Origin of the sequence: Hymenobacter cyanobacteriorum, assembly GCF_022631375.1 — a bacterium.
In the GTDB taxonomy this organism is placed as follows: domain Bacteria; phylum Bacteroidota; class Bacteroidia; order Cytophagales; family Hymenobacteraceae; genus Hymenobacter; species Hymenobacter cyanobacteriorum.
Window position 1 is genome coordinate 13,289 of the sequence record NZ_JALBGC010000001.1, and the last position, 16,301, is coordinate 29,589.

Here is a 16,301-nt window from a genome sequence, read left to right on the forward strand (position 1 = left end):
CCACCTCACCATTTCACCACCTCACCTCTACCTTGCGGCCTCAAATCTACGGCCTTCAACTCCGCTTATGTCCTTAGCCCTCGCTCACGCGGCCGCCGCGCCGGCCCAGTCCACGCAGGTTTTCATCCTGCCCGCTGGCACCACCACCCTGCCCTATGCCGCCGCCGGCGACCTTTCGGCCGCCGCCCGCCAGTACGTAGACGCCGCCCTCGCCGACGACCAGAAACTCGTTCACCTCAACCATTTCAGCCACCACCACTACTTCGTGGTGCTCGCCGATAAGCCCACCACCGTCCAGATAGCTGAGCAGCTGCGCCGCGCCGGCCACACCCTCCACGCCCAGTTTAAGGCCGAAAAAGTAGCCGAGGTATTCATCGAAAACCACAGCGAAACTGCCAACGCTGCTCTCCTGCTCGCCGAGGGTCTGGCCCTGACCGCCTACCAGTTCGAAGGCTACAAAACCGACGAGAAATCGCGCAAAGCCCCGGCCCTGAAAGAAGTTTACCTGGTCGGCAACGCCGCCAGCGCCGCCCAAATCCACGAGCTCGACGGTCTGCTGCAAGGTGTCATCCTAGCCCGCGACCTCGTGAATGCGCCGCTCAATAAGCTCAACGCCGTGCAATTTGCCGAGCGCATGGCCCAGGCCGGCGACAAGGCCGGTTACACTACCGATATCCTCGACCTGGCCAAAATCGAAGCCCTGCGCATGGGCGGCCTGCTCGCCGTGAACCTCGGTTCGCCCGAGCCGCCCACCTTCAGCATCCTCGAATACAAGCCCGCCAACGCCAAAAACGTTAAGCCCTACGTCCTCGTCGGCAAAGGCGTGGTGTTCGATACCGGCGGTCTCAGCCTCAAGCCCACGCCCAACAGTATGGACCTGATGAAATGCGACATGGCCGGCGGCGCGGCCGTGGCCGGCACGCTCTTCGCCCTGGCTAAAAACCAGGTGCCGCTGCACGTCATCGGCCTCGTGCCCGCCACCGACAACCGCCCCGGCGGCCTCGCCTACGCCCCCGGCGACGTCATCACCATGCACTCCGGCCTCACCGTCGAAGTAAAAAACACCGACGCCGAAGGCCGTCTGCTCCTCGCCGATGCCCTCAGCTTCGCCAAGCGCTACGAGCCCCAACTGGTTATCGACTTGGCTACCCTTACCGGCGCCGCCGTGCGCGCCCTCGGCACCGAAGCAAGCGCCTCGATGGGCACCGCCGAGCCCGCCACGATGCAAAAGCTCTCCGAAGCCGGCTATACCGTGCACGAGCGCCTCGTGGAGTTTCCGCTCTGGGATGAGTACGCCGACCACATCAAGTCCGACATCGCTGACCTCAGCAATTTGGGAAAGGGTGAAGCCGGCCATATTTCGGCTGCCAAATTTCTGGAGCGCTTCGCCATCGGCTACCCTTGGATTCATCTCGACATCGCTGGTCCCGCCTACCTAACCGTGCCCGAGAGCTACCGCGGCAAAGGCGGCACCGGCGTGGGCGTGCGCCTGCTGTATGAGTTCCTTACCAAGCAACTTGGCTAAGGAAACGTCATGCAGAGCGCAGCGAAGCATCTCGCGTGCCACCACTAATTCTAATCGATTAGATTTACTTGAGCACGCGAGATGCTTCGCTGCGCTCTGCATGACGTTCCGCTCCTGACAATGCCCCAAACCCTTCCCCGCCTCGGCTTTTCCGTGGGCGACCTCGCCGGCATCGGCCCCGAAGTCATTTACAAAACCCTGCTCGATGAGCGCCTGCTGAAAATCTGCACGCCCGTCATCTACGGCACGGCCACGGCGCTATTCGACGACTTCCCCACCCCCGCCGATACCGAGCACCTGCAGTTTCGCCAGCTGCGCGACGCGGCTGACATTGCTCCCGGCCGCCTTAACGCCGTGACTTGCTGGGACGAAGACTTCGCCTTAGCTCCCGGCCAACCTTCTCCCGCCACCGGCGCCGCGGCCCGCGAGAGCCTGCTCTGCGCCGCCCGCGACCTCAAAGCCGGCAAGCTCGACGGCATCGTGACAGCCCCCATCAGCAAAGACAACACCCAGTCCGACAACTTCCGCTACCCGGGCCACACCGAGTTTCTCACCAGCTTCTTCGAGGCCCCCGAGAGCCTCATGTTTCTGGTAGATGAGGATGCCGGCCTGCGCATTGCCACCGTCACCGGCCACGTGCCGCTAAAGGACGTGCCCGCCAAGCTGACCGCCGAGCTGCTGCGCACCAAAATCACGCTGCTACTGAAGTCGCTGAAAAACGATTTCGGCATTCTCAAGCCGCGCATTGCCGTGCTTGGCCTCAACCCCCACGCCGGCGAAAACGGCCTACTGGGCAAAGAGGAAGGTGATATTGTAACACCCGTTATCCAGCAGTTTGCCCATGATGGCCACCTCGTCGTCGGCCCTTTCCCGGCCGATGGCTACTTCGGCACCCAGCAATTCCGCCAGTTCGATGCTACGCTGGCGCTATACCACGACCAGGGCCTGATTCCCTTCAAGCTCATGGCCTTCGAGCGCGGTGTAAACTTCACCGCCGGCCTGCCCGTGGTGCGCACCTCGCCCGACCACGGCACGGCTTACGGCCTCGCCGGCCAGTACAAGGCCGACGAATCGTCCTTCCGCGCGGCCGTGTATCTGGCCTGCGACATCTGGAAGCAGCGTTGGGAAGATGCTCAGCCCCGCTCGGCGCGGTAGCCGTACAAGGGCTTTCCCGGCACATTGCCACCGAGAAACTTAGCCGTTTTTTTGGCAAAAAGCCGGATTTTCACTACTTTTGCCCCCTGCTATCCAAGCGACCGTGAAAAAAGAAAGCAAATACGACCTCAACTTAGCCAAGCTGGCGCTGAAAACGCACCACTTTGAGTTCGAGTTGGGTCCCGAATTCTTCGCCTTATTCGACCAGCCTTTGGTGGAGCAAGGCCACCTGCACGCCGACGTGGAGCTCATTAAAACCGAGCGGCTGATGACGCTGAACTTTCACATCACCGGCACCGTGCAGCTCACCTGCGACCGCAGCCTTGATGAGTTTGCGCAGCCGCTGGACATTCACGAACAACTGCTGGTGCGCTTCGGCGACGAAGCCAAGGAGCTGGACGACAACGTGCTGCAAATCACGCCCGAAACCCAGACCCTGCCCCTCGCCCAGCACCTCTACGACTACATCGGTCTGGCCCTGCCTATGAAGAAGCTGCACCCGCGCTTCCAGGACGAGGCCGACGACAACCCCGACGCGCCGACCAAGCTCATCTTCAGCACCCGTCCTGCCGATGATGAACCGGACGACGACGAGCCGGCCGACCCGCGCTGGGCCGCGCTGCGCAATCTGAATTAATCCGTCAGTGCCCCGAGTCGCTCCCCACTCGACAACCGCAACATTAACTCCCCTAATTTCAACTAAACCATGGCACATCCTAAGCGCCGCACCTCTTCCGCCGTTCGCGACAAGCGTCGTACCCACTACAAGCTGACCCCTAAGGCCGTGACCTTGTGCCCCAACACGGGCGAGCTGCACCTGCGCCACAAGGCGTACGTGGTCGACGGCGACCTGTACCACAACGGCCAGCTGGCCATCAAAAACTACGCTAAAACCAACGCTGCCCCGGCAGCCGACGTTGCCGAAGACGACGAATAGCGCGTTTGGTTGTTACTTCGCGGCACCACATGGTCCGGCTTCGCTCCTTTTTTAAGCCAGCGGGGCCGGATTTTTGGTACTTTTGACTTTCCGCTGACCTCCCTCCAAACACCTCTTTCATGAAAATAGCCCTCGACGCAATGGGCGGCGATTTCGCCCCCCAAGCCGCCGTGGCGGGTGCCCTACTGGCTGCCGAGCAACTCGCCGGCCGGGCCACCATTGTCCTCATCGGCCAGGAAGACGCCGTGCGTCCCCTGCTCCAGGCCGCTGGCCCCGCTGCCAACGTGCTCGAGTTCGTCCCCGCGTCGCAGGTTATCGACATGGGCGAGCACCCCGCCAAAGCTTTCCAGCAGAAGCAGGATTCGAGCATTGCCGTGGGCTACAAAATGCTCCTCGCAGGCGAAGTCGATGCCTTTTGCTCGGCCGGCAACACGGGCGCCATGCTCGTCGGAGCCATGTTTACCGTGAAAACCGTGCCCGGCGTAATGCGCCCGGCCATTGCCAACTTCCTGCCCAAGCTGCACAACAACGTGGGCATTCTACTTGACGTGGGCGCCAACGCCGAGTGCAAGCCCGAAATGCTGGAGCAGTTCGGCGAGCTTGGTTCCTTGTATGCCCAACACGTTCTGGGCATCGCCCGCCCACAGGTGGGCCTGATGAACATCGGTGAGGAAGAAGGCAAGGGCACACCCATTATTCAGGAAGCCCACCAGCGCCTGAAGGCCAACCCGCACATTCATTTCGTGGGCAATATTGAAGGCCGCGACCTGTTCAACGACAAGGCCGACGTGATTGTGTGCGACGGCTTCACGGGCAACATCATCCTGAAAATGGCCGAATCGATTTACGACGCCATGGACGAGAAGAAGATTCAGGACCCGTTTTTCGACAAGTTCAACTACGAGGCGGTGGGCGGCTCGCCCATTCTGGGCATCAACGACAACGCCATCATCGGGCACGGCCGCAGTACGCCGCGCGCCATCGGCAATATGCTGATGCAGGGCTTCAACATGGCCGACTCGGGCATTGTTGACCAAATTAAGGCTACTTTTAAGTCCTAGCCCCGGTTCCCGGCGGTGAAAAACCTCCGGCTTCGGCCGGATTTTTTTTAGACGCTTGGGTGCTCATTGCCGGAGCGTTGGGCGGCCAAAACCGGCCGCGCCCCCGCCCGCATTCCCATTTTACGCTTGCCCCGCCTACTTTTGCCCGTATGAAGATTACTGCCGCCATCACTGGTGTGGGCTCTTATGTGCCCGACTATGTGCTAACCAATGCCGAGCTTGAAAAGCTGGTGGATACCAACGACGAATGGATTATGTCGCGCACCGGCATTCGAGAGCGACGCATTCTGAAGGGCGAGAACCAGGGTACTTCGGTGATGGGCATCAAGGCGGTGCAGCAGTTGCTGGCCAAAACCGGCACCAACCCCGAGGACGTGGAGTTGCTGATTTGTGCCACCACCACCCCCGACATGCTGTTTCCGGCCACGGCCAACATCATTTCCAACGGCGTGGGCATCACCAAGGCGTTCAGTTTTGACATGAACGCGGCCTGCTCGACCTTCCTGTTTGCGCTGGCCACGGGCGCGCAATACATTCAGGCCGGCACGCACAAAAAGGTGATTGTGGTGGGCGCCGATAAAATGTCGGCCATTGTAGACTACACCGACCGCGCCAACTGCATCCTGTTTGGCGACGGCGCGGCGGCCGTGTTGCTCGAACCCAGCACCGACGGCTTCGGCATCCTCGACCAGGTACTGCGCACCGACGGCTCGGGCGAAGCCTACCTGCACCAGAAAGCCGGTGGCAGCCGCCGCCCCCCAACGCACGCCACCGTGGATGCCAAGGAGCACTACATCTACCAGGAGGGCGCCACGGTTTTCAAATTTGCCGTAAAAAGCATGGCCGACGTGGCCGCCCAGGTAATGGAGCGCAACCACCTGAGCAAGGACGACGTGGCTTTCCTGGTGCCGCACCAGGCCAACAAGCGCATCATCGACGCCACGGCCAACCGCATGGGCGTGGGGCCGGAGAAGGTGATGCTCAACATCGACCGCTACGGCAACACCACCAACGCTACCATTCCGCTGTGCCTGGCCGACTACGAAACGAAGCTACGCCGCGGCGACAACCTCGTGCTGGCGGCCTTCGGCGGCGGCTTCACCTGGGGCTCTATCTACATAAAATGGGCTTATGATGGCTCATTAGCTGCTAGCTAATAGCTGTTAGCCATTTGCTTCGCTCATTCTGCCCTAATTTTGGAGTTGAATTGCGAGAGCTTCCGACTTGGCAAACAAGTTCATTTACAAAACACCCACATAACATCAGCTAATAGCTAACAGCTATTGGCTAATAGCTAAATTAAAATGGCATCAACCGCCGACTTCCGCAACGGCCTCGTTCTGAACTACAACAACGAGCTGCACGTCATCACCGAGTTTCAGCACGTGAAGCCCGGCAAAGGCCCCGCCTTCGTACGCACCAAGATGCGCAACATCAAAACCGGCCGCACCATCGACAACACCTTCAACGCGGGGGTGAAAGTAGAAACGGCCCGCGTGGAGCAGCGCCCGCACCAGTTCCTTTTCAAGGACGACTACGGCTATAATTTCATGGACAATTCGACCTTCGAGCAGATAACGCTGCCCGAGGAGCTGGTTCCCTTCGCCGACATCATGAAGGAGGGCCAGGAAGTGACCATCCTCATGCACGCCGAAACCGAGCAGCCCCTGACGGCCGAACTGCCCACCACCGTCGACCTCGTGGTGACCTACACCGAGCCCGGCCTGCGCGGCGACACCGCCACCAACACCCTGAAGCCCGCCACGGTAGAAACCGGCGCTCGCATCCAGGTGCCGCTGTTCGTGGATGTGGACACCAAAATCCGCATCAAGACCAGCGACTACAGCTACGTAGAGCGCGTAAAATAGCCCTTTATTGAGCTGTTAGCTGATAGCGACTAGCTGTTAGCTGACGTTCTAAAAAAAGCTAACAGCTAGCAGCTAATAGCTAGCAGCTAAACAAGATGTCAAACTCGCCCAAAAAGGAAAAGGACGCTGCCATGAAAGCCAAAGAACTCCAGGAACTGCTCGATTTTATCGCGAAATCGGGCCTGAATAAGGTGAACATTGAAACCGAGGAATTTAAAATCTCGGTGCAGCGCGACCCCAACACCAAAACCGTATTCAGCCAGGCCGCCCCGGCAGCAGCGCCGGCCGCTCCGGCTCCGGTAGCCGCTGCCCCTGCGCCTGCTCCGGCCGCAGCCCCCGCTGCTGCTCCGGCTGCCACCGAAGCTTCGGCGGCCAGCCACAAGGCCCTGAAAGCACCCATGATTGGCACCTTCTACCGCAGCAGCGGCCCGGATGCCCCGGCCTTCGTGCAGGTGGGTGACATGGTGGAGAAAGGCCAGGTTATCTGCATCATCGAGGCGATGAAGCTGTTCAATGAGATTGAAGCCGAGGAAAGCGGCCGCATCGTGAAGGCGTTGGTGGACAACGCCACGCCGGTTGAATACGACCAGCCGCTGTTTTTGATTGAATAGTCGGGACTTCGGGGCTTGGGAACTTGGGGACTTGGTTGTTCGCCGCAGGGCGAAGCACCGGCTTCAGGTTCCCAAGCCCTTTTCTTAGCGCCACAGTTTTGGCGCCGGAAACTAAGTTCCCAAGACCCTAAGTCCCCAAGACCCCACCCTCTCATGTTCAAGAAAATACTCATCGCCAACCGGGGCGAAATTGCCCTGCGCATTATCCGCACCTGCAAGGAAATGGGCATCAAAACGGTAGCCGTGTACTCGACTGCCGACCGGGAAAGCCTGCACGTGAAGTTTGCCGATGAGGCTGTGTGCATTGGCCCGCCGGCCTCGAAGGACAGCTATCTGAGCATGCCCAACCTGATTGCGGCCTGCGAAATCACCAACGCCGACGCCATTCACCCCGGCTACGGCTTCCTCTCGGAAAATGCGGAATTCTCGCGCATCTGCGCCGAAAATGGCATCAAGTTCATCGGCGCTTCGCCCGAGATGATTAACCAGATGGGCGACAAGGCCACGGCTAAGGCGACTATGATTAAAGCCGGCGTGCCGGTGGTACCGGGCTCGCAGGGCCTGCTCGAATCGGTGGAGCAGGGCAAGAAAATCGCCAACAAGATAAAATACCCCGTCATCATTAAGGCCACGGCCGGTGGGGGCGGGCGCGGCATGCGCATCATTCACGGCGACGACGAGTTTCAGAAAGCCTGGGACGATGCGCGCACGGAATCGAAGGCGGCGTTTGGCAACGACGGCATGTACCTGGAGAAATACGTGGTGGAGCCGCGCCACATTGAGGTGCAGATTGTGGGCGACCAGTTCGGGCACGTCTGCCACTTGTCGGAGCGCGACTGCAGCATCCAGCGTCGCCACCAGAAGCTGGTGGAAGAGGCTCCTTCGCCATTTATGACGGACGCGCTGCGCGAGAAAATGGGCAAGGCGGCCATTGCGGGCGCTTCAGCCATTGGTTACGAGGGCGTGGGCACGATTGAGTTTTTGGTGGACGCCAACCGGGATTTCTACTTCATGGAGATGAACACCCGCATCCAGGTGGAGCACCCGGTGACGGAGGAAATCATCAACTATGACCTGATTAAGGAGCAAATCAAGGTAGCGGCGGGCATCCCGATTTCGGGCAAAAACTACTTCCCGAAGATGCACGCAATGGAGTGCCGCATCAACGCCGAAGACCCGCGCAACGGCTTCCGGCCCGCCCCCGGCCGCATTACCACGCTGCACATTCCCGGCGGCCACGGCGTGCGCGTGGATACGCACGTGTATGCCGGCTACCAGATTCCGCCGAACTACGATTCGATGATTGCCAAGCTCATCACCGTGGCCCAGACCCGCGAGGAGTGCATCGTGAAAATGAAGCGCGCCCTGAGCGAGTTCGTGGTGGAAGGTGTGAAAACGACCATCCCCTTCCACCTGGCGCTGATGGATAATGAGGATTTCAAGGCCGGAAATTTCACGACGGCGTTTATTGAGCAGTCGTTCGACTTCTCGACGATTTAGTCAGAAATTAAGCATGAACAGCACCCACTGTTATTCTCAAAGCAGAACATTGAGGATAATAATGGGTGCTGCTTTGCTTTTATTCCAAGGCTGTAGTGACGACGCTTGCAATGGTAGTATTGAAAGCGTCGTATTGCTGTCTAAATCTGAGCCAACATATGGGGGTGAGAGAATTTATGTTGATGTCAAAAATCGGGGGCAAATAGGCGTAAGAAAAACGCTACAATGTGCGAATGGCATTGTAGGCACCTTTGATAATGTGGTGGTTATACGCGATTTCGAGAGCAGATTCACAAATCGCAAGAAAATATGTTTCAGTGATTTTATGAGGATGCAGCCAACTGATGGTGCGAAAATGAATGACGAAGGCTTGCCAGAAATACAGCTATATCATTAATTCACCCCGCGCTGAAAAACGCACAAGCCTCTATAATTGATTATGTTCAAAATTTCTGCCTTTAGTTCTATCTGTATTTATTTTATTATCACCTCCTGCTCACCGGCCTGCAACGGCAGCATCGAAACCACGGTGCTGTTTGCCAAACCGGGACCGGGCGGCGTGGGGCGCAACATCTACGTCGACGTGGTGAACAAGCCCGACTTGGGCGTGAAGAAAACCCTGCTTTATGAGGGCAAGGAATTTGGCACGTTCCCGCACGTGGTCATCATTAACGACCCCACCAGCCGCTTTGCTTCGAACCGCAGCATCTGCTTCTCGAAGTTTAAGCAGAACGCGGCCGCCACGGGTGGGGATTTGACGGAAGAAGGCCTGCCGGAAATTACGGTGACGGAATAGCTGCCCACCGTGCAACCGACCGCAATGGCTGGGGCTCCTGCACGGGAGTTCCGGCCATTTCCTTTCCTGCTTGATGCGTTTACCTATGTTTATCGGCGGGCTGTTGCTGGCAGCCCTACCAAAGTTGGGCACGGCCCAAACGATTCCTCCGTTGCCACCCCGCCCGGTGCACGACTCGGCGTTTGCCGTGCACCAGCTGTTCAAGAAGCACCGCCACGCGGCCGAGGGGGCGCTGGCTACCGGGGCGGCCAGCATCGTGGGGATATTCACCAGCTCGGCGCGGGGCGAAAAAGAGCTGGTGAGCGCGAATGCGCTCATCACCGTGGTGGCCACGGCGGTGGGGCTACGGCAGGCCCTGCGCTACAGCCCTGACCACGAGCAGGCCCTGCTGCGGCAGTACGAGCAGGGCTGGCCCCTGCCGCCGGAAGTACGTCGCCGGCTGAAGCCGAAATACTTCCGGGCGATGTAATCGTAAAGTCTTTACCTCCCATTCAATAGCGCATATGCAAACTCTGTGGATTTTGAGTAGCCTCATGCTACTGAGTGGTTTGGCGTACGCACAATCTGCACCGACTCAGCGCGAGCTGGCGAGTCCGCCAGCATTTACCGACAACCGACCAGGCCCGCGCCAAGGCGCCATGCTGGACAGCTCCGGCTGGCGCTTTGCTACGCCGCCGCGGGTAAGCGCCATCGATGAGCAGTCGGGCGTGGTTCGCTTTCGACTAGTGGTGAATGAAAACGGAGGGGTCGAATCGGTTACTTCGGTGTCGAGCACGGTGTCGGCGGCGCAGGAAAAACTGTGCCGCGACGCGTTACTGGCCGCTCACTTCGTCCAAGTGGGTATATCACCGCGCCGAACTACGGGATATTATACCTTTCGCTTCACCATCAGATAGCCGTTTTACAAGTACTTACCTCGCGGGCAAGCGTGGCCAGGCACGACTAGCTTTTTCTTAATCGCCCCCGCCGCACATTGCGCCGGGGGCGTTCGGCTTTTGGGCTACCTTTGCGGCACTAAACTCCCACCCCACCCTTACTTACCCCCAAATACCCCTCCGATATATGGCACGAGTGGAAATGACGATGCCCAAGATGGGCGAAAGCATCATGGAAGGCACTGTCCTGAAATGGCTCAAGCAAGTTGGCGATACCATTGAGCAGGATGAATCAGTGCTGGAAGTAGCCACCGATAAAGTTGATACCGAAGTGCCGGCCATCTACGCCGGTGTGTTGCAGGAAATTCTGGTGCAGGAAGGCCAGGTGGTGGCCGTAGGCGCCCCCATTGCCATTATGGAAACGGATGCCGCTGGTGCAGGCGCCACTGCCTCCGCCGGTGCCCCGGCCGCGCCGCAAGCCACTCCCGCCCCTTCGAGCAACGGCAGCGCCGTGCCCTACGTGCCCGAGGCTGTTGCGCCCGCCGCTGCCCCAGTGGCCGGCGCCGAGCATCAGCCCGGCCGCTTCCTCTCGCCGCTAGTGCTGAGCATTGCCCGCGAAGAAGGCGTGAGCATGACGGACCTCGAATACCTGCCCGGCACTGGCAAGGAAGGCCGCGTGACGAAGAAGGACATTCTAGACTACGTAGCCGCTGGCAAGCCGTCGTTCACGGCTGCGGCTGCAACGGCTGCTCCAGCCACGACTCCGGCCCCCGCTGCTACTCCCGCACCACAGCCGCAGGCCACGCCGGCTACGGCTCCCGCCGCTTCGGTAGCCAGCACCAAGCCGGCCCCGAGCGTAAGCGGCGGCCAGGAGCTGATTGAGATGGACCGCATGCGCAAGATGATTGCGCAGCGCATGGTAGATTCGAAGCGCATTTCGCCGCACGTGACCAGCTTCGTGGAAGCCGACGTGACAGACATCGTGAACTGGCGCAACAAGCACAAGGATGCCTACAAAAAGCGCGAAGGCGAGAACCTAACGTTCACGCCCATCTTCATCCAGGCCGTGGCCCGCGCCATCCAGGATTTCCCGCTGATTAACGTGTCGATTGATGGCGACTACATCATCAAGAAGCGCGACATCAACATCGGTGTAGCCGTGGCCCTGCCCTCGGGCAATCTCATTGTGCCGGTCATCCACAACGCCGACCAGCTCAACCTGAACGGCCTGACCAAGAAGGTGAACGACTTGGCCAACCGCGCCCGCATCAATAAGCTCACGCCCGCCGACCTCGAAGGCGGCACCTACACGCTGAGCAACGTGGGTTCGTTCGGCAACGTGATGGGCACGCCCATCATCATGCAGCCGCAGGTAGCCATCATGGCCGTGGGCGCTATCAAGAAAAAGCCGGCCGTGATTGAGACGCCGCAGGGTGACCTTATTGGTATTCGTCACTTCATGTTCCTGAGCCACAGTTATGACCACCGCGTGGTAGACGGCTCGCTCGGCGGCATGTTCGTGCGCAAAGTGGCTGACTACCTGGAGCAGTTCGACCCGAACACGGCGATTTAATTTTCGGTCTTAACCGACCATTCCTAGAACGTCATGCTGAGCGCAGTCGAAGCATCTCTACCGCAGAAGTAACCCAGTCGAAAGGGTTAGTTGCGCGGTAGAGATGCTTCGACTGCGCTCAGCATGACGTTCTTATTTCTAGCAATTTGTTTATGAAAAACCTTATTTACCTCGGCGCACTGGTGCTAGCGCTGGGCCTCATCGGCTACCTATATCAGCAGCTCAATGCCACCGAAAAGGCTTTGCAAGCATCGGAGCAGCGCTTTGCCGATTGCCAGAAAGTTACTTTTCAGCTGCAAAACCAACTCGCTCCCTTGCAGAAAAAGCAGCCGGGTGGAATTCCGCAGTAGAGTTGAATGTACCGCATTAAAAAAGCCGCTTTCTGAATCAGGAAGCGGCTTTTTCTTTTTACTGACTAGGCTTACAAGCTTTTCAGCGCCTGTTCCAGCGCGGCAATTTTGGCTTCGGCATCGGCCAGTTTCTGGCGCTCCTTTTCCAGCACTTCGGGCTTGGCATTCTGAGCGAACTTCTCGTTACCCAATTTCTTCAACACCGAGTCGCGAAAGCCCTGGGCGTATTCGAGTTCTTTTTCGAGGCGGGCACGCTCGGCGGCCATGTCAATGTGGCCTTCGAGCGGGATGAAGAACTCGCTGCCGCCTAGCACAAAGCTCACCGAAGCGGCGGGGCCGGCATCGGCGAAGCTCACCTCCGAAATGCTGCCCAGCTTGCGGATGATGCCTTCATAGTCGGTCACCAGCTGCGGCTCGTCGGTTTTGGCTACCAGCGTGAGGGGCTTATTGGGGCCGAGGTTTTTCTGGTTGCGCACGGCGCGGATGCCGGCCACGATGGCCAGCGCCTTATCCATGCTGGCCAGGGTTTCGGCGCTGTTGGCGGGGGCAATGGCGCGGGGCCAGGGGGCCACGGTCACGTAGTCGCGGGGGCCGCGCTCGGCCAGCTCGTGCCACAGCTCTTCGGTGATGAAGGGCATGAACGGATGCAGCAGCTTGAGCAGCGTTTCGAGGTAGGCCGTGGTGTGGCGAAGCGTCTCAGTATCGATGGGATGCTGGTAGGCAGGCTTCACCATTTCCAGGTACTGGGCGCAGAAATCATCCCACACCAGCTTGTAGATGGTCATCAGCGCATCCGACATCCGGAATTTCTCGAAATGGTCGTCCATCTCAACGATGGCAGCTTGCAACTTGGCATTGAACCAAGTCACCGCCTTCTCATTCACGAAGGGCAGCGAGGCATCGGCTTCCCAGCCCTTCACGAGGCGGAAGGCATTCCAGAGCTTGTTGGAGAAGTTGCGGCCCTGCTCCACCAGCTTCACGTCATACAGCAGGTCGTTGCCGGCTGGGGCCGAAAACAGCATGCCGGTGCGCACGCCGTCGGCGCCGTACTGGGCAATGAGGTCGAGCGGGTCGGGCGAGTTGCCGAGCTGCTTGCTCATCTTGCGGCCCTGCGCGTCGCGCACGATGCCGGTGAGGTAAACGTTTTTAAACGGCACTTCCTGGCGGTATTCCAGGCCGGCCATAATCATGCGGGCCACCCAGAAGAACAGGATGTCCGGCCCCGTCACCAGGTCGTTGGTGGGGTAGAAATAATTGATGTCGGCGTTGTCGGGGTCTTTAAAGCCATCGAACACCGAAATGGGCCACAGCCACGACGAAAACCAGGTATCGAGCACGTCCTCGTCCTGGCGCAGGTCGCTCAGTTGCAGGTCGGCCTTACCGGTTTGGGCAATGGCTTGCTGCAGGGCATCCTCGGCGGTGAGGGCCACTACGAACGAGCCATCGGGCAGGTAGTAGGCCGGAATCTGCTGTCCCCACCAGAGCTGGCGCGAGATGCACCAGTCGCGCACATTCTCCATCCAGGCCCGATACATGTTCTTGAACTTGGGAGGGTGCAGCTTCACGGTGTCATTTTCCACCACGTCGAGCGCAGGCTTAGCCATCTGCTCCATCTTCATAAACCACTGCAGCGAGAGCTTGGGCTCAATCACGGCTTTGGTGCGCTCCGACGTTTGCACAATGCTGGCGTACTCCTCGATTTTATCGAGCAAGCCGGCTTCCTGCAAATCCTTGGCAATCTGCTTGCGCACGGCAAACCGGTCCTGCCCCACGTAGAGCATGGCTTTCTCGTTCAGCGTGCCGTTGTCGGCCAAAATGTCGATAACGGGCAGGTTGTGCTTCACGCCCAACTCGTAGTCGTTCAGGTCGTGGGCGGGCGTCACCTTCAGCGCGCCGGTACCGAAATCGGTCGACACGTACTCGTCGAAAATCACCGGGATTTCACGGCCCAGCAACGGGATGCGCACCTGGGCGGCGGCCAGGTGGGCGTAGCGCGGGTCGTTGGGGTTCACGGCCACGGCCACGTCGGCCATAATGGTTTCGGGCCGCGAGGTGGCCACGGTCAGAAACTGACCCTCCTGCCCTACCACGGCGTATTTCAGGTAGTACATCTTGGCCTGCACGTCCTTGGCAATCACCTCTTCGTCGGAAATGGCGGTGCGGCCTTCGGGGTCCCAGTTCACCATGCGCACGCCGCGGTAAATCAGGCCTTTGTTATACAGGTCCACGAAAACACGGAGCACGGCGTCGGTCAAATCCGGCTCCATGGTGAAGCGCGTGCGGTCCCAGTCGCAGGAAGCACCGAGCTGCTTGAGCTGCTCCAGAATGATGCCGCCGTATTTGTCCTTCCACTCGAAGGCGTGGGCCAGAAATTGCTCGCGGGTGAGGTCGGTTTTGTTGATGCCCTGCTCCTTGAGTTGGGCTACCACTTTGGCCTCGGTGGCGATGCTGGCGTGGTCGGTGCCGGGCACCCAGCAGGCTTCCTTGCCCTGCATGCGCGCGCGGCGCACCAGCACATCCTGAATCGTATTGTTCAGCATATGCCCCATGTGGAGCACGCCCGTCACGTTCGGCGGTGGAATGACGACGGTATAAGGCTTCTTTTTCGGGTTGGGTTTGGCTTTGAAAAAGCCCTGCTCCTGCCAGCGTTGGTACCATTTGGCTTCAACGTCGGTGGGCGAGTAGGTGGTGGCGAGCGACATAATGGGGAATTGCAGAGTGCAGATAGGGCAAAAATAGGCATAAGCCGGGCGGCGGACCATCCGCCATGCTACCAGCCGGGCTATGCGCACAGGTTGTGGCAGCTAACGGGCTTCTTCATAAAAACTTCACTTATGAAATAGCCGGGTTTAAAGGAAAACCCTTTTTGCACTGAAATTGGTAAAGTGTACCAAGGCGCTTTTGATAATCAATTGGGTATGAACAGCCCTTGGCCGAGACATGGCATTTTATCAAGCCAGCAGCTCATCATTGCCGCTTCTCCCGACAAAGTTGACCGGTGAAAGTTTAACGTTCTCTTTGTACCTTCCAAATGTTTGCAACCGATACCCTACTGTTCGTCAATGGCTACGCTCTTTTCTTTTCGAAAGCCTGCGCCTCTTCCGGCCAATGTTGCGCCAGTAGTGCCGCCACCAGTGGGCACCTTGCGCATCGGCCTGGGGCAGCTTCTGGTTGAAGGTGGTGAGCCGGCCCGCAATCTGGCCCGCGCCACTGCCCTCATCGCCCAGGCTTCGGCCGAAAACTGCGACCTCGTGCTGCTGCCCGAAACCCTCGACTTCGCCTGGACGCACCCCAGCGCCCTGCTCGAAGCTCAACCCATTCCGGGCCCATTCAGCGACCAGCTATGCGCTGCGGCAATGCAGCACGGCGTCTACGTATGCGCCGGCCTCACCGAGCGTGCGGCCGATGGCCGCAATTACAACGCCGCCATTCTCATCGACCCGCAGGGCCGAATCATTCTCAAATACCACAAAATCAACTTACTGAGCGTTGAACAGCCTTTCTACGCCGTGGGCCAGACGCTGAATGTGGTTGACACGCCGCTGGGTAAAATCGGCGTCAACATCTGCGCAGATAACTACCTCGATGCCCTGCCCATTGGCCACACCCTGGCCCGGATGGGGGCCGAGTTCATCATTGCCCCCGCTTCCTGGACGGTTGACTACTCCATTACGGAAGAGCACGACCCGTACCGCGAAAAATGGCTGAAGCCGTTTTCCATTCTGGCGCAGCTCTACAACGTGGTAGTAGTTAGCACCACTTCGGTGGGCTATATTGTGGGCGGGCCTTACGAGGGCAAGAAAAGCGTGGGCTGCTCGCTGGCCGTAGATGCCCACGGTGTGCAGGCCCGGGGCACGTTCAACGAGTTTGCCAGCCAGTTGGTGGTAGCCACCCTCAACCGCCCGCACCGGCCCGAGCGCGGCACCGACATCGGGGTCGCGCTGCAACGCAAAGGCTACCGGTTCGACCAATTGCCGTAATACATTTCACCCTGCCTCCGCGACCGATTCCCACCCTCCTCCCATTTCCCCTTCCTCATCTGCTGTTGCG

General features: G+C 59.2%; 16 protein-coding genes. 15 read left to right on the forward strand and 1 reads right to left on the reverse strand.

The window, feature by feature from the left end; translation table 11 throughout:
• Positions 1–67 precede the first annotated feature (67 nt).
• The 14 genes from MON38_RS00085 (at position 68) to MON38_RS00150 (ending at position 12,251) form a co-directional block, all read left to right on the forward strand.
• Entirely contained in the window at positions 68–1,525 is a 1,458-nt protein-coding gene (locus MON38_RS00085; RefSeq protein WP_241934095.1) for a leucyl aminopeptidase family protein, read from the forward strand.
• 120 nt (positions 1,526–1,645) lie between these two features.
• Positions 1,646–2,680: a 4-hydroxythreonine-4-phosphate dehydrogenase PdxA gene (gene pdxA / locus MON38_RS00090; RefSeq protein ID WP_241934096.1), complete on the forward strand. Its 1,035-nt coding sequence runs from the start codon at positions 1,646–1,648 to the stop codon at positions 2,678–2,680.
• A gap of 103 nt (positions 2,681–2,783) precedes the next feature.
• The gene (locus MON38_RS00095) at positions 2,784–3,317 is read left to right on the forward strand and encodes a YceD family protein (protein ID WP_241934097.1); all 534 of its coding nucleotides are present in this window, start codon (positions 2,784–2,786) and stop codon (positions 3,315–3,317) included.
• Positions 3,318–3,386: 69 nt separating this feature from the next.
• Positions 3,387–3,617 (forward strand): 50S ribosomal protein L32, encoded by a 231-nt coding sequence (rpmF, locus tag MON38_RS00100; RefSeq protein ID WP_241934098.1) that lies wholly within the window; start codon positions 3,387–3,389, stop codon positions 3,615–3,617.
• A gap of 119 nt (positions 3,618–3,736) precedes the next feature.
• Positions 3,737–4,678, forward strand: coding sequence for a phosphate acyltransferase PlsX (gene plsX, locus MON38_RS00105; RefSeq protein WP_241934099.1), 942 nt, complete (start codon positions 3,737–3,739; stop codon positions 4,676–4,678).
• Between the two features lie 149 nt (positions 4,679–4,827).
• Entirely contained in the window at positions 4,828–5,835 is a 1,008-nt protein-coding gene (locus tag MON38_RS00110; RefSeq protein WP_241934100.1) for a beta-ketoacyl-ACP synthase III, read from the forward strand.
• A 147-nt stretch (positions 5,836–5,982) separates the two neighbouring features.
• Complete coding sequence (gene efp, locus MON38_RS00115) at positions 5,983–6,546, forward strand: elongation factor P (RefSeq protein ID WP_241934101.1); 564 nt, start codon at positions 5,983–5,985, stop codon at positions 6,544–6,546.
• 131 nt (positions 6,547–6,677) lie between these two features.
• Positions 6,678–7,157: an acetyl-CoA carboxylase biotin carboxyl carrier protein gene (gene accB, locus MON38_RS00120; RefSeq protein ID WP_241935080.1), complete on the forward strand. Its 480-nt coding sequence runs from the start codon at positions 6,678–6,680 to the stop codon at positions 7,155–7,157.
• A gap of 153 nt (positions 7,158–7,310) precedes the next feature.
• Positions 7,311–8,657 carry an acetyl-CoA carboxylase biotin carboxylase subunit gene (accC, locus tag MON38_RS00125; RefSeq protein ID WP_241934102.1) on the forward strand — a complete coding sequence of 449 codons (1,347 nt, stop codon included), beginning with the start codon at positions 7,311–7,313 and terminating at the stop codon, positions 8,655–8,657.
• Between the two features lie 13 nt (positions 8,658–8,670).
• On the forward strand, positions 8,671–9,054 hold the full coding sequence (locus MON38_RS00130) for a hypothetical protein (RefSeq protein ID WP_241934103.1): 384 nt from the start codon (positions 8,671–8,673) through the stop codon (positions 9,052–9,054).
• Positions 9,055–9,096: 42 nt separating this feature from the next.
• Positions 9,097–9,453, forward strand: a complete 357-nt coding sequence (locus MON38_RS00135) for a hypothetical protein (protein WP_241934104.1) — start codon at positions 9,097–9,099, stop codon at positions 9,451–9,453.
• 73 nt (positions 9,454–9,526) lie between these two features.
• Positions 9,527–9,922, forward strand: coding sequence for a hypothetical protein (locus tag MON38_RS00140; RefSeq protein ID WP_241934105.1), 396 nt, complete (start codon positions 9,527–9,529; stop codon positions 9,920–9,922).
• Between the two features lie 593 nt (positions 9,923–10,515).
• The gene (locus tag MON38_RS00145; protein ID WP_241934106.1) at positions 10,516–11,901 is read left to right on the forward strand and encodes a dihydrolipoamide acetyltransferase family protein; all 1,386 of its coding nucleotides are present in this window, start codon (positions 10,516–10,518) and stop codon (positions 11,899–11,901) included.
• Between the two features lie 152 nt (positions 11,902–12,053).
• Complete coding sequence (locus tag MON38_RS00150) at positions 12,054–12,251, forward strand: hypothetical protein (RefSeq protein WP_241934107.1); 198 nt, start codon at positions 12,054–12,056, stop codon at positions 12,249–12,251.
• Between the two features lie 71 nt (positions 12,252–12,322).
• On the opposite strand, the gene MON38_RS00155 is transcribed toward MON38_RS00150, so the two are convergent.
• Positions 12,323–14,953: a valine--tRNA ligase gene (locus MON38_RS00155; protein ID WP_241934108.1), complete on the reverse strand. Its 2,631-nt coding sequence runs from the start codon at positions 14,951–14,953 to the stop codon at positions 12,323–12,325.
• A 360-nt stretch (positions 14,954–15,313) separates the two neighbouring features.
• Here MON38_RS00155 and MON38_RS00160 point away from each other — a divergent pair, with 360 nt between their 5' ends.
• Positions 15,314–16,231, forward strand: a complete 918-nt coding sequence (locus MON38_RS00160) for a carbon-nitrogen hydrolase family protein (protein ID WP_241934109.1) — start codon at positions 15,314–15,316, stop codon at positions 16,229–16,231.
• The last annotated feature ends 70 nt before the right edge of the window (positions 16,232–16,301 follow it).

Coding starts and splice junctions, on each gene's coding strand:
- pdxA (WP_241934096.1), top strand. CDS start 1,646: ATGCCCCAAACCCTTCCCCGCCTCGGCTTTTCCGTGGGCGACCTCGCC.
- MON38_RS00155 (WP_241934108.1), bottom strand. CDS start 14,953: ATGTCGCTCGCCACCACCTACTCGCCCACCGACGTTGAAGCCAAATGG.
- plsX (WP_241934099.1), top strand. CDS start 3,737: ATGAAAATAGCCCTCGACGCAATGGGCGGCGATTTCGCCCCCCAAGCC.
- rpmF (WP_241934098.1), top strand. CDS start 3,387: ATGGCACATCCTAAGCGCCGCACCTCTTCCGCCGTTCGCGACAAGCGT.
- MON38_RS00135 (WP_241934104.1), top strand. CDS start 9,097: ATGTTCAAAATTTCTGCCTTTAGTTCTATCTGTATTTATTTTATTATC.
- MON38_RS00150 (WP_241934107.1), top strand. CDS start 12,054: ATGAAAAACCTTATTTACCTCGGCGCACTGGTGCTAGCGCTGGGCCTC.
- MON38_RS00140 (WP_241934105.1), top strand. CDS start 9,527: ATGCGTTTACCTATGTTTATCGGCGGGCTGTTGCTGGCAGCCCTACCA.
- efp (WP_241934101.1), top strand. CDS start 5,983: ATGGCATCAACCGCCGACTTCCGCAACGGCCTCGTTCTGAACTACAAC.
- MON38_RS00085 (WP_241934095.1), top strand. CDS start 68: ATGTCCTTAGCCCTCGCTCACGCGGCCGCCGCGCCGGCCCAGTCCACG.
- MON38_RS00145 (WP_241934106.1), top strand. CDS start 10,516: ATGGCACGAGTGGAAATGACGATGCCCAAGATGGGCGAAAGCATCATG.
- MON38_RS00160 (WP_241934109.1), top strand. CDS start 15,314: ATGGCTACGCTCTTTTCTTTTCGAAAGCCTGCGCCTCTTCCGGCCAAT.
- MON38_RS00110 (WP_241934100.1), top strand. CDS start 4,828: ATGAAGATTACTGCCGCCATCACTGGTGTGGGCTCTTATGTGCCCGAC.
- MON38_RS00130 (WP_241934103.1), top strand. CDS start 8,671: ATGAACAGCACCCACTGTTATTCTCAAAGCAGAACATTGAGGATAATA.
- accB (WP_241935080.1), top strand. CDS start 6,678: ATGAAAGCCAAAGAACTCCAGGAACTGCTCGATTTTATCGCGAAATCG.
- accC (WP_241934102.1), top strand. CDS start 7,311: ATGTTCAAGAAAATACTCATCGCCAACCGGGGCGAAATTGCCCTGCGC.